Genomic DNA, 23,847 nt, shown 5'->3' on the forward strand with positions numbered 1-23,847 from the left:
AAGAGGTCCGTCCATCGTACTTTGGTGTTGGCGCAAGGCCGGCGGCGACACCGCGTGATGCGGTGCCGACAGCAATGCCAAGCGAACAGGTGCGTGCAGGACGCATCCGTCGTTGGCCATCACGACGAATGGCGTTCGCACCTTTCCCCGGACAATCCATGGGCCGGCGACAGGGTCCGATGGCTTCTCTCAGTGCGCCTGTGGTGGTTCTGCGCGCCTGGGCGTCTCGACACCATCGTCCATTGCCCTCGATTCCCTGAGCGCGTTGGGACGCATAGTTTGCAGCACGCTCGTCGGTACATCCGTGCACGGTGGATGACCGCGACGTGAAATGGCTGCCTTTTTATGTCGCCCAAGCGCGTGCCGAGGCGTTCGTCGCACAAGTCGCTGCGCCGCGCCAGTGAGTCCGCGTTGCGCGAAGCCAGGCCAACTGGCGTCGGCGATGCCGTTGCACCGGCCTATCGGGATCGCCAGTTGGACCTTGGTGTCGCAGTGGATCGCGACCGATACCAAAGCTGCATAGACGGTAAGCCGCGGTCTGGCGCACGCTCGCGGGATGCCCGATCCGCGCGAGGGGAGCGGCCCATTCATGGCCGACTATACCTATGCGTTGAACGTCATCGGATAGCGATGAGCCGCTCCGGCAAGGTTCGTGCTCCCTGTTCCCGATGGGCGATTTTCAATCGAACGTCATTTCGCCGGAGGAAAACCACATGAAGATTCTCATGGTACTCACTTCTCACGATATCCTGGGCAACACCGGTCGCAAGACCGGTTTTTGGCTAGAGGAATTTGCCTCCCCGTATTTTGTCTTCACCGATGCGGGGGTCACGGTAACCGTGGTGTCCCCGAAAGGCGGCCAGCCTCCCATCGACCCCAAGAGTGACGACCCCAACAATCAGACGCCAGCGCAGACTCGCTTCAAGGCGGATAAGAAGGCCATGGCGGTGCTGGCCAGCACGCTACGCCTCGACTCCGTCTCGTCCAAGGATTTCGACACGGTGTTTTATTCCGGCGGACACGGCCCCATGTGGGACCTCGCGGAGGATCCCGTTTCCGTCAAATTGATCGAGTCGTTCTATGACAGCGGAAAACCGGTCGCCGCGGTTTGCCATGCCCCGGGCGTGCTGCGACATGTGAAGTACAAAGGGGAGTCGATCGTGAAGGGAAAACGCGTTTCAGGATTCACCAATACCGAGGAAGAGGCGGTCCAGCTGACCAAGGTTGTGCCGTTCCTGGTCGAGGATGAATTGAAGCGGCTCGGTGGCTACTTTCAGAAGACCGATGACTGGCATCCGTTCGCCGTCGTCGATGGTCGCCTCATTACGGGTCAGAATCCTGCCTCTTCGACAATGACAGCCGAGGCGCTGCTCAGCATCATGAAATGATGTCCGCCGAGAGTGAAGACCAGGGCCAGGTGGTCTTCAGGCGCGAGCGCGGCCCGGATCGCTGATGACGACGTGGGCCGTGGCGATCGTCATGGGCACTCTGTAATGTCACGTTGCAGATTCCGCACGGCGTCCCAGGTTTGCGGCACTCGACGCGGTCGTGAATGAATCGCAGGCTTGCCCGGCGACTGCCGAGTTCCGCTAGGCGAAGGAAAGGCGCTAGTCCGGCGGCGAGGGTGGAACGACTCGGTCCAGCTCATACGATGGTCTCGACGATACCTTCGTGCAATGGCGCGTCCCTGAGGCTGGCGTTAAACGTGAGGACCCAGCGCAGGTGTCGGCGACAAGAGGCTGCTTTGAACGCGACGACGAACTCCGCTCAGATTCGAGTTGCCAAGCGGTCGCCGGCCTATTGGCGGGTGACGATCGACAACCCGCCGCTCAACGTCATGGGGCCGCCGATGGTCGTGCAGTTCCATGCGCTCATCGACGCCCTCGAGGCCGATGAAAACGTGAAGGTCGTGGTCTTTGACAGCGCAGTGGATGGCTATTTCCTGAATCATTCCGACTTCGAGGCCAGGATCGAGGACCTGACCTCGCTGCCGGCCGGCCCGACCGGATTGCCGCAATGGCCGGACTTCCTCGTGCGGCTGACACGCGTGCCCGTCGTCTCCATCGCGCTTATCCGCGGGCGGGCCACAGGCAATGGCAGCGAGCTCACCCTCGCCTGTGACATGAGTTTTGCCAGTCGAGAAAAAGCCATCATTTCCCAGTGGGAAGTGGGCGTGGGCCTGGTTGCCGGCGGCGGCCCCATGGCTCGGCTGCCCCAGCTCATCGGCCGCAACCGAGCGCTGGAGGTGCTTTTGAGTTCGGAGGACATCGGGGGCGACCAGGCCGAGGCCTATGGCTATGTCAATCGCGCCTTGCCCGATGCCGAGCTCGACGCGTTCGTGGAGGCGTTGGCGGCTCGCATCGCCAGGTTCGACAAATGGGCCATCGCCAACACCAAGCGCCTCGTCAACACCACGCTGCCGCCCGACGTCGAGCTCGGCGCCGGCTGGGACGCGTGCCTCGCATCGATAGCACGGCCCGCCGCGCAGCGAAGCTTCAAGGCCTTGTTCGCGCTTGGATTCCATAAGCCGGGGGATGTCGAAGATCGGCTCGGCTATTACATAGGCCAGCTCGAGCGCTAGGTCAGCGTGCGACGCGGCCTCCCGCCGCTGCGGAAGAGGACGAACTCATATGGATCTGCTCACAACGGCCAAGGCGCTGGCCGAACGCGTGGAGGCCGAGGCGACGCGGGCCGGGGTCCCGGTTTCAGTCTGCGTCATCGACACCCATGGCAACCTCGTACTCCAGCATCGCATGAATGGTGCGCCGCTGTTCTCGCTGCAGATCTCCGAGCGCAAAGCCTATACGTCAGCGCTGATTGGGATACGCACCGCGGATCTGGTGCCGCTCACGCAACCGGGCCAGCCGCTGTTTCCGCTGCTCGCCCTGGCCGGGGGGCGCTACACCGCGATGGGCGGCGGCGTGCCGCTGTCGCAAGATGGCAGAGTATTTGCCGGCGTCGGCGTCAGTGGCGGCACGACCGAGCAAGACATCGCCATCGTCGAGGCGGCGGTCCGCTGAGGTGCGCTCCGGCGTCCGCCCAGGGCGCTGTCACGCCCCGTCGCGCCCGGCCCGCGGCTGCGAGGTGATGCGCCAATCCATGTAGGCGTAAGCTGATTCTCCCGCGGGCGCCAGACCCGCCAGCCGAGCACCTGGCCATGTGCTACTCCGCCCAGATCGCCGCCGACTACGACAAGTTCGTGCGTGAATGGGGTGCCGTCATCAGCCTCAAGCGCTTCGTGGAGTTGTTCTGGGAGAAGCGCAAGGATGGCCAGTGGGTGAAGATCCCCAAGTCCATGCGGGAGGCGTTTCGAAAGCCCCACGGCGAGGATGACTTCGAACTCGCCAAGCTGGTCGCCGAAGGCGATCGCGAGCAGATCGAAAAGTATGAGGTCGAACTGCAGGCGCAAAACCAACGTCTGGCGAAGGCCGAGGCAGTCCTCGCCGGACCGAAGCCTACGAAGACGGCCGCCAAGGATCGGGAGGTGGCCAGCAGAAAGATCCAGGCCGCTCAGCGCAACCTCGACGACATGCAGCGCAAACAGCTGCTCGACAAGGACTCACGCATCTACCCGGGTCAATATGCGCCGGTGCTGATCGAAAAGGATGGCAAGCGCATCGTGGTGCCCATGCGTTACCAATGCCGGCTGCCTGGCTGGACCGAAGCGATGGAGCGGCAGAAGCCGGGAACCTATAACGCCAGACGGGACAATCTTGATAAGGCCTGGGGAAAGCTGTTTGGTCACCGTCACGGCATCATGATCGTGACCCGCTTCTACGAGAATGTGTCCCGCCACAAGATGGAGGGCAGGGAGCTGCGACCGGGCGAGCGGGAAGAAAACGTCGTGCTGGCGTTCGACCCGCAGCCGCCGCAGGAAATGCTGGTGGCGTGCTTATGGAACCTGTCGCCGGGTGGCGACCATGGCACTGACCTGTTCTCGTTTGCTGCGATCACGGACGAACCGCCACCCGAGATTTTGGCCGCCGGCCATGATCGGTGCATCGTGCCCATCAAATCGGAGCATGTAGACGCCTGGCTCAAGCCGGACCCGAACGATCTCGAGGCGCTATACGCGATACTCGACGATCGTGCCCGGCCGTATTACGAGCACCGCCTGGCCGCGTAATCTTCGGCGCATCAGGCGATATGTTGGCGAAAGCGCTGGGGAAATCCGCGCGCTTCGCGCCACCGCCTGAGGGCGACCCTGGTTTGGAATCTACGGCGCCGACCTAGGACGTTTCCGGGCTTTCATACCCGAGACGCTGCCGCAGCCGCGGCGTTGCAAAGTCCAGGAAAGCACGCAGCTTTAGCGGTACGTGGCGCTGCCGTGGATAGACCAGGCTGGCAGGCATGGGTGTCGGTTCGAAAGCCTGCAGCAGCCGCACCAGCACCCCGGAACGCAAGGCATCGGCAACCTGGTCCGAGAGGACGCGGGCAATGCCGGCATCGGCGATAGCGGCAACGACCGCGGCCTCTGCTGCATTGACGATGAGGCGCGACGCTACCTGGACCACTTGCGCCGTTCGCTCGAAGCGAAACTCCCACCTGTCTGCGGCGGAGTAACCCTCGTAGGTGATGCACTCGTGTGCGACCAGATCGTTAGGCTCCTTGGGGTAGCCGCGCGATGCCAGGTAGGCGGGGCTGGCGCACAGCACGCGACTGATCAGTGCAATGCGCGTGGCGATGATGTCGCTGTCCGGAAGCTCGCCCAGGCGCACCGCGACATCGACATGTTCCTCGAGCAGGTTGCTGACGCGATCACTCAACTGGATGCGGGCACGGATTTCCGGATACGCCTGCAGAAACTCGACCAGCACGGGGACGACATGGTGGCGGCCGATGACCAGCGGCGCGCTGATGACCAACTCCCCCTGAGGCGCGCGATACTCGCCGGATGCCGTGCGCTCGGCTTCCACGAGGTCTTCCAGGATGCGCCGGCACGAGGCGACATACTCGCGGCCCGCATCGGTCAAGGTGAGCCGTCGCGTCCCTCGCAGCAACAGGCGGATGCGGAGGTGTTCCTCCAGGTCCGATACGCGGCGACTCACCGTGGCCAACGGTAGATGCAGTTGGCGACTGGCGGCGGAAAGGCTGCCAGTGTCCACCGCCGCCAGCAGGATTCTCATTGCTTCGAGTCGGTCCATGGCCTCTCACCTATGGAAGGGTTACGACCAAATTTAATCGTTAGTGAACTGACCTGGAAGGGTCTGGGCCCGCCACGTATCGTGCCAACCACGAAATAACCGAGGCCGGCCGGTGTCTTTGTCGAGCCGGGCAATGCAGGCTTCGTTGGGTGAGCGTGCTGACCCAGTCTCGCGGCCGTTTGCCCCAACCGAGTTCTCTTGGTCGGGTTCGGGAGCGCCATGTATTGGCGGGACGTGCACGAACGCATCAGCGCCAATCGAATAAGTTTCTGCCGATTCGCTAACGCACGACAAGCACAACAAGGCGTTCACCGACGCATCACAGCCTCGAGGATCCTGCTTGCCCGAATCGGCGGCCGGTTCTCATGCGCTGGTCTTGTTCGCCCCATCGTGTATGCACCAGATCGAGGCACATGCCGGGTGATTCACGTTTCCTTTATCGCCGTTTCATTATTCGTTTCAGACAAGTAACGATGTTCTTGCTCTTGGCCGCATGGATGCCCAGTGATCGTTGGCCGGCCTGAGTCGGGGACGGTAGTGACACTTGCAGAATCGGGGCGATGCACGCAGCGGGAGGCTTGGGGAACACGGTGTCGATGATGGGCTGCACCTAGGGTTGGGCCTGCAACCGAGCGTGCCCCGAGCAACCATTGATTGACAGGGTACGGGTTGGGGATGCTGAGCCCGCGGAGAGGCCCGTCGAGTCTGCGACGTTCCATCAATCATCCAAGGCAACACGTCATGTGGCTCTCTCATCGTGTTCGTCGACGCGTCTTGCTCCTGGGGTGTGCCTTGGCTTTGGCTGCCAATGCGTTGGCCAGCGCCAACCAGAACGGCGACAAGAGCGGCGCTGTGAGCAAGGCACCCGCGCCCGCGACTACGAGCGCTCCTGCGCAAGCCGGCAACGATCTCGTCGTGACGCCTGGCGCTGCGCCTGGCGAAACCCGCGAGCTTTCCCTGAGTCAGATGGGTGCCTATGGCGTGATCAGGCTGCGCGGCACGGACTCGAACGCCGCGTTGAATGTGTCGGTTCGCAATGACGAGGTGGTGACGGCGGCCAAGCTCACCCTGGTCTATAGCTATTCGCCGGCGTTGATCTTCGAGCTTTCGCATCTGAAGGTTTCCATCAACGGCGAGACCATCACCACGCTGCCACTGGAAAAGGCCTTGGCCGGCCAGCCTGTGACCAAGGTGATTGATTTCGATCCTCGCTTGTTCACGGACTTCAACCGCATCAGCGTGCAAATGATCGCGCACTACACGCTCGATCACTGCGAAGACCCGTATCACTCTTCGCTGTGGGCGGAAATCAGCCCCAACACGGCGATGAGCCTCACTACGTCGCGCATCAGCCTGCCGAGCAACCTGGCCCTGCTGCCGGCACCGTTCTTCGATAGTCGCGACAATCGGCGGGTGACGGTGCCGTTTGTGCTGCCGGCGCATGCCGATCCGTCCACCTTGCGTGCGGCCGGTGTGGTTTCGTCGTGGCTCGGCGCGCTGGCGCAGTGGCGCGGCGCACGCTTTCCGGTATCGCCGACGCCGCCAGCGGGTACTCATGCCATTGCCTTCGCGCTGCCGAACGCGCAGCCCGCAGGAGTCAACCTGGGCGAGATCAAGGGGCCGACCGTGATGGTGATGGCCAATCCCGCCAGTCCACCCGAGTCTGGTTTCAAGCTGCTGGTGATCGCGGGGCGCGATGCCAAGGAGTTGCAGCTGGCCGCCAACGCGCTGGTGCTCGGTCAGGCCGGCATGGCGGGCGACACAGCCATCGTGAAGACCGTGGACATGGGCCCGGAGCGTCAGCCATACGATGCACCCAATTGGCAGCCAGTGAATCGCCCGCTGCTGTTCAAGGAGCTGGTTGCCGATCCGCAGCAGCTGCAGGTATCCGGCTTCAACCCGCTCCCGATCCGCGTTGACATGCGCCTGCCGCCGGATCTGTTCGCCTGGGCACGGCATAGCGTGCCGCTGGATGTGCATTATCGTTACACGGCACCGTCAATCGTCAACGACTCGATTCTCAACGTGGGCATTAACAACCAGCTGTTGCGCTCGGTGCGCCTGCGGCCGGCGAATCCTTCGGGCGTGGAGCGGCAGTTCAACGTGCCGCTGCTGTCGGGCGCCGAAGCGCGTGGCGAGGAGGAGGTGCGCGTGCCGGCGCTGCAGATTGGCGGCAACAACCAGTTCCAGTTCGAATTCCATCTGGATTCGCAGAAGACCGGTCTGTGCGTAGCCACCGCCAGTGACAGCGCGCGCGCCTCGATCGATCCTGAATCCAGCATCGACTTCAGCCAGTTCGTGCATTACACGGCGATGCCGAACCTGGCGTTCTTCGCCAACAGCGGCTTCCCGTTCACCCGCATGGCCGATCTGGCCGACACCGCCGTGGTGGTGCCCGATGCGCCCGATGCCAAGGAGCTGGAGGCGACGTTGACCATGCTGGGTCAGCTGGGGCGCTGGAGCGGCCTGCCTGCGTTGCGCGTCACCCTGGTGCCCGCCAGTGCGGTGGACACGGTGCACGATCGCGACTTGTTGGTGATCGGCACAGGTTCATCAGGACAGCTGCTGACCACATGGGGGCAGGGCTTGCCGATGCTGATCGAGCGCAGCCGCAACGAGCTGGCCTTGCGCGATCAGGCCAGCGTAAGCAGCCGCGCGATGAACGCTCCCACGGGTCGCGCCGCGCTGATCGTCAATGGTCCTACGGCGGCGTTCGTGGGCTTTGAATCGCCACTCGCGCGCGGCAGGAGCGTGGTGGCGCTGGCTGCCAGCTCGTCGGACCAGCTTGATCGCCTGCTGGATGCCCTGGGTGACGACACAAGGGTCAGTGAAATTCGTGGCGACCTCACCGTGGTGCGGGGAAAGATCGTCACCGGCTTGAGCGTGGGCGACACTTACTTCGTTGGCCATCTGCCGTGGTATGCGTGGCTGTGGATACATATCTCCCGCTATCCCGCGCTGATGGCGCTCTCCGGCGTGCTGGCAGGCCTGTTCGTCGCACTGACCGTGTTCTGGGCCTTGGGTCGTATCGCTGCACGTCGTCTCGACAGGTGACGCATGCGCGGCGTCCGGATTCCGCTGATGCGAGTGCTGCTGATGGCGGCAACGATGGCCGCATCCGGCGGCGCGATGGCGGGCAGTTGCGCCTGGCCTGACTGGGAAAGCTTCAAGCACACCACGATGAGCGATGACGGTCGCGTCATCGACAACAGCTCGCCACAGCAGATCACCGTGTCCGAAGGCCAGTCCTACGCGCTGTTCTTCGCGCTGGTGGCGAATGATCGTGCCACCTTCGACCGCGTGCTCAACTGGACCCAGAACAATCTGGCCCAGGGTGATCTGACCACCCATTTGCCGGCGTGGATCTGGGGGCGCCTGGAAGCGAAGGCCGGTGCAGGCGGCAACCAGGACAAGACTGCCGCGCCGGCGTGGGGCGTGATTGATGCGAATGCCGCTTCGGACGCGGACCTGTGGATCGCCTACGCGCTGCTGGAAGCCGGGCGGCTCTGGCATGAGCGTAGTTACACCGCGCTGGGCACGGTGCTTGCGCGCAACATCCTGGCCAAGGAAACGGCGGTGCTGCCCAGCCTGGGACGCACCTTGCTGCCTGGCCCGGTGGGGTTTCATCCGCAGGAGGACGTCTGGCGGCTCAACCCCAGTTACGTCCCGCTGCAGGTCGTGCGCCATATGGCGACAGCGCTGCCAGACCAGGCGGAATGGAAGGCCGTATTCGACAGTTCGGTGAAACTGGTGACGGAAACCGCACCGCACGGCTTTTCGCCCGACTGGGTGCTGTATCGCCGCGACCAGGGCTTTCTGCCAGACGAGGCCTCCAAGGCCGAGGGTGCCTACAACGCGATCCGCGTCTATTTGTGGGCGGGCATGCTCGCGCCTGATGCGCCATCGCGAGCCGCGGCCTTGGGTGCGTTTCATCCGCTGGCAGATTTCGTGGTGGCCCACGGTTTTCCGCCCGAGCGCGTGGATACCCGCACCGGCACGGCAGGCAGCAATGCCGGCAACGAAGGCTTCTCCGCCGCGGTGGCGCCCTACCTGGCCGCGCTGGGCCGGAACGATCTGGCTGAGGCCCAGGTGCAGCGCGCTCGCTCGCACCAGGCGCCGTTGGGCTACTACAGCCAGGTGCTGTCGCTGTTTGGCCTTGGCTATCTCGATGGGCTTTATCGTTTCGATGCGGCGGGTTCGGTGACGCCTGCCTGGACGACGACATGTCCCGCGGCGCACTAAGCGACCTGTGGCTGCCGGTGGCGGCGTTGGTGGCGGTCGCCAGCGCGCCGCTGTGCATGTGGGCACAGACGGCACCGAGTCCGCCGATGAAGCAACTGCTCGACTCGGCGCGCGTATGGCAGTCCAAGAACCGGCCCGACATGGCGCGTGGCATCGTTGCGAAGGCGCTGCTGATCGACCCCACGCAACCGGACGCGCTGGCCCTGATGGGCGAGGTCGAGCTGTCGTCGAACCGACCCGCTGAAGCCGCCAAACTGTTGCAGAAGTTGCAGGCGCTTGCTCCAAACCATCCCGCCACGCTTGAGCTGGCCGACGCGTACCGCCTGGCCACCAGCGACAAGATGGCCCTGGCGCAGGCGCTCCTGCTGGCTCACTCGGGCAAGCCGGAAGAGGGCTGGCAGCAGATGCAGGCGTTGTTTCCCCACGGTGCGCCCCGTGGCGCCCTGGCTGACAGTTACTACCGCGTGATGGCGGGCGCGCCGGGCGGGCGCGACCGGGCCATTGCTGAACTGCGCACGCGCGTCGCCGAGGATCCTGACGACCTGGATCTGGCCCTGACCCTGGCCAACCTGCTGACCGACCGACGCGACACCATGGTCGAAGGCCTGGACATCATCTATCGGGTCTATCAGCGCCAGGACAGCAACCGCGCGCGGGCGCTCGACTTGTGGCGACGCGCACTCAACAGTGCCGGCAGTGACGACCCGGCGTATTACGTCTGGTACCAGCGCTATCTCAAGGAAGTGCCCGACGACACCGGCGCGCAAGCCGCCCTGGCAGCCCTGGCCAAGAAGGGCGGCGCGACCTACGTGGGGCCACCCAGGGGCAGCGGGTCCACGGCCACGGGTGGGGCGGCGCCCAGCGTGCCGTCGGCCACGGCGCGCGAGGGTGAGGCGGCGGGCAACCAGGGCCTGACCCTGATGCGCGAGGGTCGCCATGACGAGGCGCGCGCCCAGTTTGCCCGTGCGTTGCAGCTCGATCCGGACAACGCCGCCAAGTGGCGCAGCCTGATGGCGACCAGCACGTTCTGGGGCACGCTGGCGAAGGCGCGGGCGGCCAATGCCGAGGGCCATCCGGAACAGGGCGAAGCGCTGGCGCGCGAAGCGTTGCGCCAGCAGGCCGACCAGGCCGATGCGAAAGAGGTGCTGGCGACGTCGCTGATCGCGCAGGAGAAGTGGGCCCAGGCAGAGGCCGTGTTGCGCCCGATGGTGGACGCAGCACAACCCAACGTGGATGCGCTGGCCTTGCTGGCCAAGGTGCTGATCCAGACCCATCGCGCGGACGAAGTCACCCCACTGATCGAACGAGCCGAGCAGCGTTACTCGGGCTCAGGCGAGGCCATGCTCAAGCTTCGCGCGCATCTGTTGTCGATCCAGGCCGACCAGCTGATCGCCGAGGAAAAGCATGGCGCGGCCGTGCTGACGCTGGAGCGGGCCATACGCCTCACGCCGCAGGACGCCTGGCTGCGCTACACGCTGGCACGGCAGTACCGCGACCTCGCTTTGCCGGCCTTGGGGCGTTCGGTGATGGAAGACGGATTGGCGCTCGCGCCCACGCCGGACATGCGCTACGCCACGGCGCTCTATCTCAACTCCCTGGACGACATCGACGGCGCCAGCGCGGTGCTGGCGCAGGTGCCCACCGCGGATCGGTCGACCGGCATGCGCGAACTGGCCAGCAACCTGCAGGCCCAGCGCGAGCTGCGCGAGATTCGACAACTGGTGGCGAAAGGGCGTCGGCAAGAGGCGGGGCAACGGCTCGACCGCCTGGCCGCGCAGTCCAGGGATGATTCGCAAATGCTGGCCAGCGTGGCGCGCGAGTGGATTGCGCTGGGCGAGCCGGACAAGGGCCTCAAGCTGGTGCGCGATTGGTTGGATGCCCATCCCAGCGACCCGGCCATCAGCGTGCGCTTGCGCTACGGCGAACTGCTGGCGGCAGCGAACCGCGACGACCAGCTGCCGGCCTGGATCGCCGATGCGCGCGCACGCCCTGGCGTCACCCAGGAACAGCAGGCGCAATTCGATGACCAGCTGCTGCGCTTGTCGCTGCGCACGGCCGGCCGACAGATCGATGCGGGTGAGCTGAAGCGGGCGGGACACACGCTGGATGCAGTGCCGGATGCGGGCAAGGCCGATCGGCGCTGGCTACTGGCCCAGGCGGAGCTGCTCGAAGCGAGGCGCGATTACCGTGGCGCCGAGGCCGCTGCCCGCCAGGTGCTGGTGAACCATCCCGGCGATGTCGATGCGCGCCTGACCATCGCCCGCATGCAGGCGCACAGGGGGCAACGCAGGGAAGCTGAAGAGACGGTGCGCGAGGTACTGGCCGATACGCCGGCCGATGACGTGGATACGCGCCTGGCCGTGGCGCGTCGTTTCTCGGCGCTGGGGCGACGCGCCGAGGCGCGTGCCGTGGTCGATCCCTTGCGACAGCAGTATCCCGATCGTTCCGACGTGACCTTGCAGGCCGGGCGAGTGGCGCAGGCCGAGGGTGACTTCAACGGCGCCGCCCGGCTTTACCGCACGGCGCTGGCGCAGGAACAGGGCGAGGGCGAAACGCCCAGCCCCGAAGACGGCCTGACTTCGGCCGGACGTGCGCTGCAGGGGCTGGATGACCGACGCCAGGGCCAGCTGGCGATGGGGGTGATTCAGTCCAACCTCTCCGGCACCGATGGCATCTCGCGGCTCAATGCCACCGAGATACCGATTTACGCGCGCATTCCCGACGGCTATACCGGGCACTACTTCTTCCACGCCGATCCGGTATTGCTCGACACCGGGCGCTTGCGGGCCGACCAGTTCGACCCCGCCTACGAGTTCGGCCAGATCGCGGCGCTGGGCAACGCGGGCCTGGCGCCGGTGCGGGAGAACGACAAGGGCGTGGCCCTGGCCGCGGGCTACGAGTTCAATGGCGCCGACAACAGCTGGCGCGCCGATATCGGCAGCACGCCGCTCGGCTTCACCGTCACCAACGTGCTGGGTGGATTCCTGTACCGGCACGATTTCTACAGCTCGTCCTTGACCGTGGACGTGTCCCGCCGCCCAGTGACCAGTAGCCTCGTTTCCTATGCGGGAGCGAGGGATCCTGCTTCGGGCGAGACCTGGGGCGGCGTGGTGCACACAGGAATCAACGTTCGCGGCGCGCATGACGTGGGCATCACCACCTTGTTCGCCTCGGTGGGATACGGTGAGTTGACCGGTCACCATGTGGAGGACAACCACGACTTCAAGGTGCGCACGGGCATCGACTGGCCCGTGCTGGTCAGGCCCGATCAGCGCTTCAGCAGCGGCCTGGTGATCAATTACTGGCACTACGACAACAACCAGCATTTCTACACGTTTGGCAATGGTGGCTACTACAGTCCGCAGAAGTACGTGTCCGTCTCGATTCCGCTGGACTGGACAGGGCGCCGCGAACGCTGGTCGTGGGAGCTGGAGGCGTCGGTGGGCAAATCCTGGACGCGCGAGGACGAAGCGCCGTTCTTTCCCACCCGCCCCGACTTGCAGATGCAGGCGGTGGCGCGCATGGCGGCTGCTAGCCTGGGATCGCCGTACTTCGGCAACGGCACCGGCGGCGGCTTCAGCTACACGGTGGCGGCCGCGCTGGAGTATCGCATCGCGCCGCAGTGGGTCATCGGCACGCGCCTTAAGCTGGATCGTTCACACGATTACGCTCCCAACCTTGGCACGATCTATCTGCGCTATTTCTTCGACAAGCAGCGCTTGCCGGTGCCGTTCCCTCCCGATCCCGTGAAACCGTATTCCTCGTATTGACCGGCAGTCTTGCCACATCGGACGACCATTGTGACGAAGGTTTCCCAACCAGGTACCGATACGAACCGGCCGCACCTCTCGCCAGCCATTCTGCGCCTGAACCAGTCGCTGGCCATCGATGGGTTGCCGCCGTCGCTGGCTGCGCTGGCCACGGGCTACGTTTATGCGGTGTACGCGAATCGTTCCGCCGCACGGGATACCTTGTTCTGGAAGACCGCGGTCAACTCCTTGCTCATTCCGGTGAATGTGCTGTCCACGCGCTCGGCGCAGGAGATCGCGCAGGCGCTCAAGCAGCACGGCATGGATATCGACGAGCCAGGCAGGGTGCACCACCGCGCCAACGTGTGTGCCTTGCGCATGCCCGCCAACCGCGATGGCTGCGAGGTGCTGATCGAGGCGCTGCAGGCCATGTCCGAGCAATGTGCCGGGCCTGCCACGCAGTTCCTGATCGAGGGCGCAGCGGCCTGCTTCGCCTGGCAGGATCGCGCCACCCTGATCCGCCAGGGCGCCGCCCTGGCCAGCTGGTGCGCGCGTACCCGCCACAGCGTGCTCCTGGTCATGCTGCCGCCCATGGTGCAGGAAGGTGGTGGTTTCCTGCCGTTGGCCGATTTCCAGATCCGTTTCGGTGGCGCGGCGCAGCTGCGCCAGGTGCAGGGCGAATATCGCTGGGAGGTGGCGTTCTGGCGCGACAACCGCGGTGCGCTGGCGGCCAACGAATCGATACCGCTGCGCTTTTCGCCCACCGATCATCGACTGGTGGCGGTCATCGATGAGACGCAGGAACGCGTCGGCCTGCTGGCGCCGGACGAAAACGTGGTGATGGTGTCGCGTGACGCCGTCCTGCATGAGCGATCGGTGCCGCGGGACTGGAAGGTCCTGGCCGATAACGATGCCCTGGTGGTGGCGGCCACGCATGCGGTCGCCGCCACCGTGATCCTGCATTACGGCATCAAGGAGAACCTGGCCAAGCTGGCCAAGCACGTGAACTTCCTGCGCCGGGAATGCGGCAAGGCGCTGAAGATCCTCATCCGCGAAGACAACGTCAGCATCCGCTACGAGCTGGTGCTGTCCACCCTGGGTGCCAACGGCATCATTCCGCGCAGCACCTCGTTCGGGCAGATGGAGGTGATCGTGGAAGGGGTGCAGGGGCAGGTGTTCTCGCGTGCCGTGCCAGACGACTACCGCGCCGCGCTGTCCGCGGCGATGTCCGATTCCACCAGCGGCTATGTGCCCGCGCAGCGTTTCGTGGCGCTGGTGCGCGAGGCGATGGAGCGCAGCCGTCCCGTCCGCCTGCCGAACGTGTTGCTGCAATTGATGCTGGAGTCGGACGTGGCCGCCATCGACGCGATCAAAGCCTGCAGGATGCGTCGCGCCGGCGACCTGTGCACGGCCAGCGGCGACAGCGTGTATGTGTTCTTGTTCGCCTGTCACGTCGATGATGCCGGCAAGGCCGTCGCCAACGTGTTTGAGCGGCCGCTGCCGGAACTGTTCCGCGGTGAATTGCGCGCTGGCGATCGCGACTCGATTCTCAGCGAGCTGGATACGCTGGAGAACGATATCGCTGAACTGCCGCCACCGGATTATTCGAGCCTGCTGGAGCCGATGCCGACCAGTGCGGCGCCGGCGGGCGACGCCGCCACCCACGACGAGCCGCCGGCGCCGTCACCCGCAAGCCTGCCGCTGTGGAGCATGGCCGACATGGCCAGCAGGGAATCGGCCGGCGCCGTCGCCGTATCGCCACCGCGCGTCGCCGCGCTGCCGTTCAAGCTCCCGGGTTAGCAGCGCCATGAGCCTCTTTCTCGACTCTTTCGTGTGGGGACTGCTGCTGGCTGCGCCGCTGTGGTGGCTGGCTTGGCGGCTGCACCTGGCGTACTGGGTGCCGCGCCTGCTGTCCTTGCTGCGTCGTCGCTCGGTGCGTTTGCCGGCACAGTTGCAGCCGCTGGTTTTGCTGGGCAAGCGGCAGCAGGATCGCGAGGGAAGGCGCGCATGAAGACCATCGCGATCATTTCCTCGGTAGGCGGGGCGGGCCGCACCACGCTGACCGCCATGCTGGCCGGCCTGTTGAAGGCGCGCGAGCACGCCGTGCTCGCGGTGGAGTGCGATCCCGCCAACGTGTTGGCGACGTATTGCGGCTTGCATGAGCCGGCCCGGCACGGAGTGGCCTCGTATGCGTCGACAGCTGCCGACACCGTGGGCCAGGCTGCCCTGGAGGGCGATGACGGCGTGTTGTGGTTGCCCTGGGGCAGTGCAGGCGGCGATCACGGCGAACCCGACGTCGAGCGGGACCAGCACATGGCAACGGTCCTGCAGGCGCAACCTTCATGGTTGCGCGGCCTGCTTGGCCGTGTGGACCTGCCCACCTCCGGCGTGGCCCTGGTCGATGCTGCGACGTGGCCGTCCGTGCATGCCGCGCAGGCGATCGACGCCGCCGACCTGGTGCTGGTGGTGGTGCCCCCGCGACCACTGGCCTGCGCCACGCTGCCGCGCCTGCGTGCCGAGCTGAAGCGGCTGGGCAAGCCGGGCCTGTATGTCGCCAATGCGGTGTCGCCGGCAGCCCAGCTGCATATCGACATCCTGGCGATGTTGCGCCATGCGCTCGGGGCGGAGCTGTCTGCGTATCGCATCCATGCGGATGCCGGTATTCCCGAGGCGCTGGCACGCAACCAGAATTTTCATCTCAGCGCGCCGCATTCGCAGGCCGCGCACGACCTGCAGGGCCTGGCGTCGTGGCTGTCGTCCTGGGCCAAGCGAGCGGCGAATTCACACGCTCATGCCTCTGGAGTAGCGCCATGAGCGGCGCGGCATCCGTGTCTGCGATGGCGCGCATCAAGGCGACGCTGGCACACCAGCTCGGCGTCGACGCGGATGGCAGTCGTCGCCTGTGGCTGCTGCGGCTGTTGTTCAGGCCGCCGCGATCCGGTCAGCCGGACTGGGCCATGCAATGGAGCGACACGCTGGCGCAACACCTGCACGAGGAGTTGCACATCGGCGCAGGGGAGGGCGCCGGCGTGTGGATGAAGCGCCTGTTCTTTCGGCCGCTACGGCGTCGCGTGCACCTCGCCGCCAGCTTGCATCATGCACGCCATCATCGTGGCCAGCAGCGTCGGTCCATGTTGGCGGGGCGCATCAGCCGTTGGCTCGCCCCGGCCTATGGCGCCGTGGGTCGCGCAACGCACGCGGTGTCCGAGCGATTGCCCAGCGTGCCCTGGCAAAAAGTAAGCGAGCGTATCGACGAATGGTCGTTCAAGCTCGATCGTGTGCCGTATGTCAGGCCGGTGGTCCTACTGCTGGCGCTGGCCGCGGCGCTGGCGTTCTGGACCACGCCGGTACCGCTGGCCGCGCAGTTCCGGCTGTTCGTCCTGGTCTGCCTGGTGATGGTGGTGGTGCGGCATATACCGGGGCGCTGGCCGACCATGCTGATGGTGTCGCTGTCGATCCTGATGGCGGGGCGCTACATCTGGTGGCGAACCACCGAAACCCTGCGTTTTTCAAGCGCGGTTGAAACGGTGTTCGGCTATATCCTGTACTCGGCGGAATTCTATACCTGGATCGTGCTGTTCCTCGGCTATGCCCAGACGGCGTGGCCGCTGCATCGAAAACCCATGCCGCTGCCCGAGGACAGGGACAGCTGGCCGACGGTGGACGTCTATATTCCCACCTATAACGAGCCGCTGAGCGTGGTCAGTCCGGCCGTGCTGGCGGCCAAGAGCATGGACTGGCCACGGGAGAAGCTGCGCGTCTATGTGCTGGACGACGGCAGTCGCGAGGAATTCCAGCGCTTCGCGGCCGAGGTCGGCGTGGGTTACCTCACCCGCGAGGAGCACCACTTCGCCAAGGCCGGCAATATCAATCATGCGCTGGGGCTGACTAGTGGCGAGTACATCGCCATCTTCGACTGCGACCATATCCCGACGCGCTCGTTCCTGCAGACCACCATGGGCGAGTTCCTGGCCGACCCGAAGTGCGCGCTGGTGCAGACCCCGCACCATTTCTTCTCGCCCGATCCGTTCGAGCGCAACTACGACACGTTCATGCGCGTGCCCAGCGAGGGCAGTCTGTTCTACGGGCTCATCCAGGACGGCAACGACTTCTGGAACGCCACCTTCTTCTGTGGCTCGTGCGCGGTGATCAAGCGCGCGCCGCTGCTGGAGGTGGGCGGCATTGCCGTGGAGACGGTGACCGAGGACGCGCACACGGCGCTGAAAATGCATCGTCGCGGCTATCGCAGCGCCTACCTGCGCATCGTGCAGGCAGCGGGACTTGCGACGGAGAGCCTGTCGGGACTGGTCGGCCAGCGTATCCGCTGGGCCCGTGGCATGGCGCAGATCTTCCGGGTGGACAACCCGTGGATCGGCAAAGGGCTGAGCTTTTTCCAGCGTGTTTGCTACAGCAACGCCATGCTGCATTTCTTCTATGGTTTCCCGCGCCTGATCTTCCTGGTGATGCCGTGCGCGTACCTGTTCTTCGGCCTGCACGTGTTCAATGCGGACGCCGTATCGGTGATGGCGTATGTGTTGCCTTATCTGTATGTCGCGGGGCTGGCCAATTCGCGCATCCAGGGCCAGTACCGTCATTCGTTCTGGGCCGAGGTGTATGAGTCGGTGCTTGCCTGGTACACGGTGATGCCAACGACCGTTGCCTTCATCAATCCCAAGAAGGGCAAGTTCAACGTCACCGCCAAGGGCGGGCTGATCGAAGAGGCGTACCTCGATTGGAGTACCTCCAAGCCATACATGTGGTTGCTTGCGCTGAACCTGGCGGGCCTGGTCGCTGGCGTGGTGCGCATCTTTACCGTGCAGAGGGACGAGCCCGTCACGGTATTGATGAACATGGTGTGGGGCCTGTTCAACGTGGCCATGCTCGGCGCCGCCGTCGGCGTGGCCAAGGAGGCAAAGCAGGTTCGGGTCGCGCACCACGTGCCGCTGCGGGTGCCGGCCACCCTGATCCTGCCGGACGGCAAGACGATTGCCTGCCACACCGAGAATTACTCCACGGGCGGTCTGGGCATCGTGCTACCCGAGCCGCTGGGACTGAAACGCGGCGAGACGCTCGGCGTGGCCTTGCAGAGAGGCTCCATGGAGTACTACTTCCGCGCCGTGGTGGCACGCAATACCGAAATGCATCTGGGCCTCAAGTTCGAGGACTGGTCGTACGAGAAGGAGCTGCAACTCGTGCAGTGCACGTTTGGCCGCGCCGATGCGTGGGTGCGCTGGGATGAGCAATTCGTACGGGATGCACCGCTGCACAGTTTTATCGAGGTAATCGAGATGGGTTACCAGGGTGTGCTGCGCCTGTTCGACGCCGCCCTGGATGCGATCGAGACCACCGTGTTGCGCCGCCCGCGCCAGCCAGGATGACGGGATAGCCCATGGAATTCTGGAATCTCTACTTCATCGCCAAGTTCTACCTGGCATCGGTGGGCAAGCTCAGGCCGTTGTGGTGGCTCAACCTGCTGTTCGCACTCGCCTTGATCGTTCCGCTGCGGCAGCGCTGGCAGCGTGTACTGCGCCTGGTGCTCGCCCTGCTGGCAGGCGCGGCACTGGCGTACCGCGAGTCGGACCTGCCGCCGTTCGGGTATGTGTTGCGCCAGATACCCGCACTCGCAGCCTTTTCGCCAGCCTATATGATGGAGCTGGCACAACGCATCTTCACGCCGGCCATGGTCTATGTGCCGATTGCGGCGGTGGTGGCCTATGTCGTGATCAACCGCTGGGTGCGGGTCACCACGTTCGTGCTGCTTGCCCTGGTCCTGTTTCCGCTGTTGGAAGGTGTCGGGGCGCTAGCCGCGAAGGTCGCTGCACCCTCCGGCTACACCAATGGCGCTGCTGCGAATACCCCGGCGGCCGAGGCCGGTGCCAATGCCACCACCGGCAGCTACGACGAGCAGCTCGCTGCGTTCCGCCGGGGTGAGGCAAATCGGCGCGTTTCGTTCTTTCCCATGAGCGCCGACCCGGCCGTGCAGTTCGACATCATCGTCATCCATATCTGTTCGCTGTCCTGGGATGACCTGGACGCCGTCAACATGAGCGACAATCCGTTGCTCGGCCGTTTCGACTACCTCTTCAAGAACTTCAGCAGTGCGGCAAGCTACAGCGGCCCGGCCGCGATCCGTGTGCTGCGCGCCTCCTGCGGACAGCAGGCCCATGCGGATCTGTACAGCCCGGCGCCCCAGGGTTGCCAGATCTTCGCCGACTTGGCGGCTGCCGGCTACGACGTCCAGTTCATGATGAATCACGATGGCCACTTCGACGATTTCCGCGGCACCGTCCAGCGCGAGATCGGGATCGCCGGCCTGCAGGCACAATCGACCGCAGGCTTGCCGGTGGTGATGAAGGAGTTCGATGGCTCGCCGCTGGCGGGCGATTACGACGCCCTGGCCAGGTGGTACCAGGGCCGCGTCGACCGGGGTGGTGGTCCGGTGGCCTTGTACTACAACACAGTGACCTTGCATGACGGCAACCGCCTGCCCAACAGCAATCTGACCAGCCAGCAATCCTTCCCGATACGTCTGAAGAATCTGCTCGGTGATGTCGATCGACTGATCGATCTCATCGGCCGCTCCGGGCGCAAGGCCGTGCTGGTGTTCGTGCCCGAGCACGGCGCGGCCTTCCGCGGCGATGCCGGGCAGATCTCCGGATTGCGCGATATACCGACGCCACGCATCATCCATGTACCGGTTGGCGTCAAGTTGATCGGGTTGCCGACGGCCGCGCAGAAGCAGGGGCCTCCCGTGGTCATCGATACGCCTACCAGCTACCTCGCGCTGGCGCAGCTGATTTCCGGACTGGTGGCCAATAGTCCGTTCCGCGCGGGTGCGCCGCCCTTGCAGCAATACGCCACGGACTTGCCGCAGACGCGCATGGTGGGCGAGAACGAAAAGACGGTGACCTTGAGTACAGCCAATGGTTATGTGATCCACACGCCGGAGGGCGTCTGGATGGAGGGCAAGTGATGGCCGATCCGCATGACGAACACCTGAAGCTGATCCCGGACGACATCGAAGCCTTTGCGGGCCATATCGAAGGCATCGATCCGTCGCGTTACTACGACAGTCAGGAGCAGGATGTCTGGCTCGCCGCCACGCGGCGCTGGCCCTTGCTGGCTGCGGTCTTCCAAGCCAATGGCGGTGGCGACGGGCATCGATGAGCAAGGCTCGTCTGCGAGGACCAGCCGCGGCCGTGATGGTGCATCAGGTCTCGTCGTCGGCCTCGATGCGATCGCGACCATGCTCCTTGGCGCGGTAGAGCAGGGCGTCAGCTCGCCGGAGCAGCGCTTCAAGTTCAGGCGCATTGGCTCGCCGTTCGATCGCAATGCCAAAGCTGGCCGTCATGCCGAACTCGGCGCCATCGACAGCCGAGACGGTTTCCTGATGAAGTCGCCCTCGCAGCCGCTCGGCCAGTTCGCGGGCCTGGGCGGGGCTCTCGACGCCAAGCAGGATCGCAAATTCCTCGCCGCCGACGCGCGCCAGCAGGTCGTCTGCACGCAAGGTATCACGGCAGAGCGCGGACAGCGTCACCAGGGCGCGGTCGCCGGTCTCATGGCCGTAGGTGTCATTGATCTGCTTGAAGTGGTCGATATCGAGCATCACCAGCGCCACGTACGGCGCGGCCTGCCGCTGGTCCTTCAACATGGCCGTAGCCTTGTCGCTGAAGGCCCGACGGTTGAGCAGGCCGGTCAGTGCGTCCGTCTCGGCCATGGTCCGAAGTTCACCGATCAGGCGCTTGCGCTCTCTTTCGAGGCGGAGCCGTTCGACGCTATTTTGTTTGAGGACGCCCACGGCACCAAACAAATCCTTCACCTCGCCCCGGTAGCCGGAGCGGGGAACGGATATGGCGAGGTCGCCGGAGGCGATGGCCAGCACCAGCCTTCTGGCTTCCACAAACGGCCGTACGATTTTCTCGCGGAATCGCCAAGCCATTAGCAGGACGATGCCAGTGAGCGCTAAGGCGAGCAGGCCTGCGCCAGCCAGCAAGATGGCGTGCGTGTGCAAGCTAGTGCGAATGGTGGCTTCTGCCAGAGCCAGGGTGTCATCGCGGAAGCGGTCGATGGCGGTCAGCAGGGGTGTGTAGTAATCGCCAAATTGGATCACCGAAATGCCCGCCCCGCCAGGCGTGGCCATCGACAATCGCAAGCTGTCGATATAGGTGAGCCCGTTTTTGAAGTAACGTTGATTGATATTGGAATAGTCCGCCTGCAGCGAGCTCGGTAAGCCATGGATACTTGGGCCGATCAGTGCCCTTAGCTGATCGATCTTGCCGAGTGTCCATGCGATGTCGAGGGCCTCACGCTCGGTAAGGGGGCGGTGGGCCACCAGCGCCGGTATGAACCGCGATGCGACCAGCCCGGCATGTTCGCGCAGGAGTGCCGCCAACCGCACGGTCATCAAGTAGCTCTGTACATCCGCGTTCTCTCTGATAACGCCAGTCGCACTTTCGTCGGCGATGGAAGAAAGCATCGGTATTGCATCCACCAGGTGGCCGAACGCGAGCAGGATGTCGGTGACGTCGCCATGGCCGCGGTCGACCCGGAAGCTCGCGTCCAGCTCACGCCGTGCGTTGGTCAGGGTCGCGCGCACGCGGTCGTATTGCGCAAGCAAGGGTGCGCAGGTTCGGCACCTGGGGTTGCGCAGGGCGCGGCCCAGTTCATCCAGTTGCATGTCGGTGCCCTGGCGTGCGCGTTCCAGTGCTGCGATTTGCAAGTCGTCAGGCGGTGCGCCCCCTCCCAGAATCGCAAAGGTCGGCTGGCGTTCGGCGGAGAGCCTGGCCATGGTGCGCAGTGCTGCCTGCAGCACCGCAAACTCTCTTTTCGCCTCGGCAGCGTCTCGATAGCCCAGCCATTGCTCGACAAACAACATGAGCACCAGCGATACCACCACGGCATAGATGACAATGACGATGTGGCGAAATCGACGATTGACCGAATCGCTGGCTGGCGCCCTGTCAGGCATGACGGCGGTGGCCCTCGCTAAGTCCTGCTTTTGGTGGCGCCGCTACCAGGGCTGACCAGGCAGCGGGATTGTTGAACAAGCGCGCACAAGCATCCTCACGATCCCCAGCGACTTTCCATGCCAACCTGGGGCGATGTAGTTCCGCCTCCGGTGCAACCCTAAATGTGAGGATGTGAAGCCGCCAAGAAGCGCCTCGGTGCCAGCGGCGCCGAATAGGGCCGGCCCCTCTGGGTCTGTAGATCTACCGCTGATCGCGGTCGTCGAGGGAACGCATCCCGACTAAGGACTTCCCCGCGTGGACAGGCCCTGGCTCAGGCCCAAGGTCGCCATCCGTCGTCGCAATGCTTTATGCCGTGATGGGGCGCCGGGCAATCCTTTCTGCCGCAGTCGGTCGGGGCGCGACCAAGTGGGGGCCGAGCAGATGCCCTTATGTCTTCACAGGATTCGGGCCAATGCGCTTGCCGTGCTTGACGCGTTCCGGGCCCTTGTGGACATGGGTAACCGCGTAGTCCACGCCCATGCCGTAGGCGCCTGAATGCTCCTTGACGATCGCCATGACCTGGTCATAGGTTTCCTTTCTCGCCCAGTCTCGCTGCCACTCAAGCATCACGGGCTGCCACGTTATGGGAATGACACCCGCTTGCACCATCCGGTCCATTGCGTACTTGTGGGCATCCACCGAGGTGCCCCCCGACGCGTCAGCCACCATATAGATTTCGTAGTCCGTGTCTTTCATGGCGCTCAAGGCAAACGTTGCGTTGCAGACCTCGGTCCACAACCCCGAGACCACAATCTTCTTCCGCTTGTTGGCAGCCAACGCGTCGCGGACATTTTGATCGTCCCACGAGTTCATCGACGTGCGCTCCAGGATGTCTTTGTCTGGAAATACGGCCAGGAGTTCGGGGTAGGTGTTGCCCGAGAAACTTTCAGTTTCAACGGTCGTTATGGTCGTCGGAATATTGAAGGCCTTGGCGGCCTTCGCTAGCGCAACCACGTTGTTCTTCAGGGTTTGACGATCGATGGACTGGACGCCGAACGCCATCTGAGGCTGCTGGTCAATAAAGAGGACCTGGCTATTTTGCGGTGTCAAAACTTCACGGTTTGACATGGTCGTATTCCTATGGTGATGGGTAGTAAGCAAGTGCACTCCACGCAACGCGTGCTTCGACCGGCATTTTTTGGCCCCAAGGCATCGCGGAATATCCCGGCACTACATCACAGTCGTTTCCTCCGTCGTCCGCGGTGCTTCGCATCTACGTCCGTGATGGATGCTGTGATATCAGGGCCTCCTGACGATTGGGGATATCGGCGCAACGGATCACCTGGTCGACCGACGTGCACGGGCTCAGGCGCGAAGGCGACGAAGCGGGAATAGGCCAGTTACTGCGAGCGCTAGGTAGGCACCATTAGGTAGCGCCGAATTGGATGTTCCCGTTGAGTGCTCATGAGGTCGGCGATTCCGAGGATCAGAATCCAGCGAAAGCCCAAAGCGTGGCGTCCGTGTCGTGGCCGAATAGGTGTTGGCGGCCAGTGAGGCGAGATCCGAAATATTGACGCGCAATGCGGCGTTGGCGCCCACGGTCACCACCGTCGGGAAAGTGTGCATCGGCTTGTGTGAAACGCGCGTAATACGCGACAAGGCTGGTCTTTTACTAGACCTGCCGCGCCACGGGAGGACGGCTCAAGGTGCATTGGTGGAACCGACAGCCCAGGGGGTCTTTGATGGCCCGTCTGCAGAATCCTG

The 23,847-nt window shown here is 64.4% G+C and carries 16 protein-coding genes; 13 read left to right on the forward strand and 3 right to left on the reverse strand.

The window, feature by feature from the left end; all coding sequences use genetic code 11:
• Positions 1-713: 713 nt before the first annotated feature.
• The 4 genes from OUZ49_RS05105 to OUZ49_RS05120 all read left to right on the forward strand — a co-directional run bounded on the left by OUZ49_RS05105 (position 714) and on the right by OUZ49_RS05120 (position 4,126).
• Complete coding sequence (locus OUZ49_RS05105) at positions 714-1,388, forward strand: type 1 glutamine amidotransferase domain-containing protein (RefSeq protein WP_266148906.1); 675 nt, start codon at positions 714-716, stop codon at positions 1,386-1,388.
• Between the two features lie 356 nt (positions 1,389-1,744).
• Positions 1,745-2,581 (forward strand): enoyl-CoA hydratase/isomerase family protein, encoded by an 837-nt coding sequence (locus OUZ49_RS05110; RefSeq protein WP_266148907.1) that lies wholly within the window; start codon positions 1,745-1,747, stop codon positions 2,579-2,581.
• Positions 2,582-2,630: 49 nt separating this feature from the next.
• On the forward strand, positions 2,631-3,020 hold the full coding sequence (locus OUZ49_RS05115; RefSeq protein ID WP_266148908.1) for a GlcG/HbpS family heme-binding protein: 390 nt from the start codon (positions 2,631-2,633) through the stop codon (positions 3,018-3,020).
• A 137-nt stretch (positions 3,021-3,157) separates the two neighbouring features.
• Positions 3,158-4,126: an SOS response-associated peptidase family protein gene (locus OUZ49_RS05120; protein ID WP_266148909.1), complete on the forward strand. Its 969-nt coding sequence runs from the start codon at positions 3,158-3,160 to the stop codon at positions 4,124-4,126.
• Positions 4,127-4,229: 103 nt separating this feature from the next.
• On the opposite strand, the gene OUZ49_RS05125 is transcribed toward OUZ49_RS05120, so the two are convergent.
• Positions 4,230-5,144: a LysR family transcriptional regulator gene (locus OUZ49_RS05125; protein ID WP_266148910.1), complete on the reverse strand. Its 915-nt coding sequence runs from the start codon at positions 5,142-5,144 to the stop codon at positions 4,230-4,232.
• A 792-nt stretch (positions 5,145-5,936) separates the two neighbouring features.
• On the opposite strand from OUZ49_RS05125, the gene bcsB reads away from it, so the two are divergent.
• Genes bcsB through OUZ49_RS05170 form a run of 9 tightly spaced genes read left to right on the forward strand, consistent with a single transcriptional unit; the run spans position 5,937 to position 20,302 of the window.
• Complete coding sequence (gene bcsB, locus OUZ49_RS05130; RefSeq protein WP_266148911.1) at positions 5,937-8,198, forward strand: cellulose biosynthesis cyclic di-GMP-binding regulatory protein BcsB; 2,262 nt, start codon at positions 5,937-5,939, stop codon at positions 8,196-8,198.
• 27 nt (positions 8,199-8,225) lie between these two features.
• Entirely contained in the window at positions 8,226-9,386 is a 1,161-nt protein-coding gene (gene bcsZ / locus OUZ49_RS05135; RefSeq protein ID WP_266148912.1) for a cellulose synthase complex periplasmic endoglucanase BcsZ, read from the forward strand.
• Positions 9,368-13,156 carry a cellulose synthase subunit BcsC-related outer membrane protein gene (locus tag OUZ49_RS05140; RefSeq protein ID WP_266148913.1) on the forward strand — a complete coding sequence of 1,263 codons (3,789 nt, stop codon included), beginning with the start codon at positions 9,368-9,370 and terminating at the stop codon, positions 13,154-13,156. The genes bcsZ and OUZ49_RS05140 overlap by 19 nt, the downstream gene beginning before the upstream one ends.
• Before the next feature lie 30 nt (positions 13,157-13,186).
• A complete protein-coding gene (gene bcsE, locus OUZ49_RS05145) occupies positions 13,187-14,935 on the forward strand; it encodes a cellulose biosynthesis protein BcsE (protein ID WP_266148914.1) in 1,749 nt (582 codons plus the stop codon).
• Positions 14,936-14,942: 7 nt separating this feature from the next.
• A complete protein-coding gene (locus tag OUZ49_RS05150) occupies positions 14,943-15,146 on the forward strand; it encodes a hypothetical protein (RefSeq protein ID WP_266148915.1) in 204 nt (67 codons plus the stop codon).
• Entirely contained in the window at positions 15,143-15,949 is an 807-nt protein-coding gene (gene bcsQ, locus OUZ49_RS05155) for a cellulose biosynthesis protein BcsQ (protein ID WP_266148916.1), read from the forward strand. Before OUZ49_RS05150 ends, bcsQ begins: the two co-directional genes overlap by 4 nt.
• On the forward strand, positions 15,946-18,513 hold the full coding sequence (bcsA, locus tag OUZ49_RS05160) for a UDP-forming cellulose synthase catalytic subunit (protein WP_266148917.1): 2,568 nt from the start codon (positions 15,946-15,948) through the stop codon (positions 18,511-18,513). Before bcsQ ends, bcsA begins: the two co-directional genes overlap by 4 nt.
• Before the next feature lie 11 nt (positions 18,514-18,524).
• On the forward strand, positions 18,525-20,108 hold the full coding sequence (gene bcsG, locus OUZ49_RS05165) for a cellulose biosynthesis protein BcsG (RefSeq protein ID WP_266148918.1): 1,584 nt from the start codon (positions 18,525-18,527) through the stop codon (positions 20,106-20,108).
• Positions 20,108-20,302, forward strand: a complete 195-nt coding sequence (locus OUZ49_RS05170; protein WP_266148919.1) for a hypothetical protein — start codon at positions 20,108-20,110, stop codon at positions 20,300-20,302. The genes bcsG and OUZ49_RS05170 overlap by 1 nt, the downstream gene beginning before the upstream one ends.
• A gap of 43 nt (positions 20,303-20,345) precedes the next feature.
• Here OUZ49_RS05170 and OUZ49_RS05175 read toward each other — a convergent pair whose 3' ends face one another.
• Positions 20,346-22,010, reverse strand: coding sequence for a GGDEF domain-containing protein (locus tag OUZ49_RS05175; RefSeq protein ID WP_266148920.1), 1,665 nt, complete (start codon positions 22,008-22,010; stop codon positions 20,346-20,348).
• Positions 22,011-22,530: 520 nt separating this feature from the next.
• Positions 22,531-23,211, reverse strand: a complete 681-nt coding sequence (locus OUZ49_RS05180; RefSeq protein WP_266148921.1) for a hydrolase — start codon at positions 23,209-23,211, stop codon at positions 22,531-22,533.
• Positions 23,212-23,847 lie beyond the last annotated feature (636 nt).

It is taken from the genome of Dyella halodurans, from assembly GCF_026283925.1.
GTDB classification, from domain to species: domain Bacteria; phylum Pseudomonadota; class Gammaproteobacteria; order Xanthomonadales; family Rhodanobacteraceae; genus Dyella; species Dyella halodurans.

Bases quoted from the DNA above. Each gene is read 5' to 3' on its own strand.
- bcsA (WP_266148917.1), top strand. From the start codon at position 15,946: ATGAGCGGCGCGGCATCCGTGTCTGCGATGGCGCGCATCAAGGCGACG.
- OUZ49_RS05105 (WP_266148906.1), top strand. From the start codon at position 714: ATGAAGATTCTCATGGTACTCACTTCTCACGATATCCTGGGCAACACC.
- OUZ49_RS05120 (WP_266148909.1), top strand. From the start codon at position 3,158: ATGTGCTACTCCGCCCAGATCGCCGCCGACTACGACAAGTTCGTGCGT.
- OUZ49_RS05175 (WP_266148920.1), bottom strand. From the start codon at position 22,010: ATGTTGTTTGTCGAGCAATGGCTGGGCTATCGAGACGCTGCCGAGGCG.
- bcsG (WP_266148918.1), top strand. From the start codon at position 18,525: ATGGAATTCTGGAATCTCTACTTCATCGCCAAGTTCTACCTGGCATCG.
- OUZ49_RS05115 (WP_266148908.1), top strand. From the start codon at position 2,631: ATGGATCTGCTCACAACGGCCAAGGCGCTGGCCGAACGCGTGGAGGCC.
- OUZ49_RS05140 (WP_266148913.1), top strand. From the start codon at position 9,368: ATGTCCCGCGGCGCACTAAGCGACCTGTGGCTGCCGGTGGCGGCGTTG.
- bcsQ (WP_266148916.1), top strand. From the start codon at position 15,143: ATGAAGACCATCGCGATCATTTCCTCGGTAGGCGGGGCGGGCCGCACC.
- OUZ49_RS05150 (WP_266148915.1), top strand. From the start codon at position 14,943: ATGAGCCTCTTTCTCGACTCTTTCGTGTGGGGACTGCTGCTGGCTGCG.
- OUZ49_RS05125 (WP_266148910.1), bottom strand. From the start codon at position 5,144: ATGGACCGACTCGAAGCAATGAGAATCCTGCTGGCGGCGGTGGACACT.
- OUZ49_RS05180 (WP_266148921.1), bottom strand. From the start codon at position 23,211: ATGTCAAACCGTGAAGTTTTGACACCGCAAAATAGCCAGGTCCTCTTT.
- bcsZ (WP_266148912.1), top strand. From the start codon at position 8,226: ATGCGAGTGCTGCTGATGGCGGCAACGATGGCCGCATCCGGCGGCGCG.
- OUZ49_RS05170 (WP_266148919.1), top strand. From the start codon at position 20,108: ATGGCCGATCCGCATGACGAACACCTGAAGCTGATCCCGGACGACATC.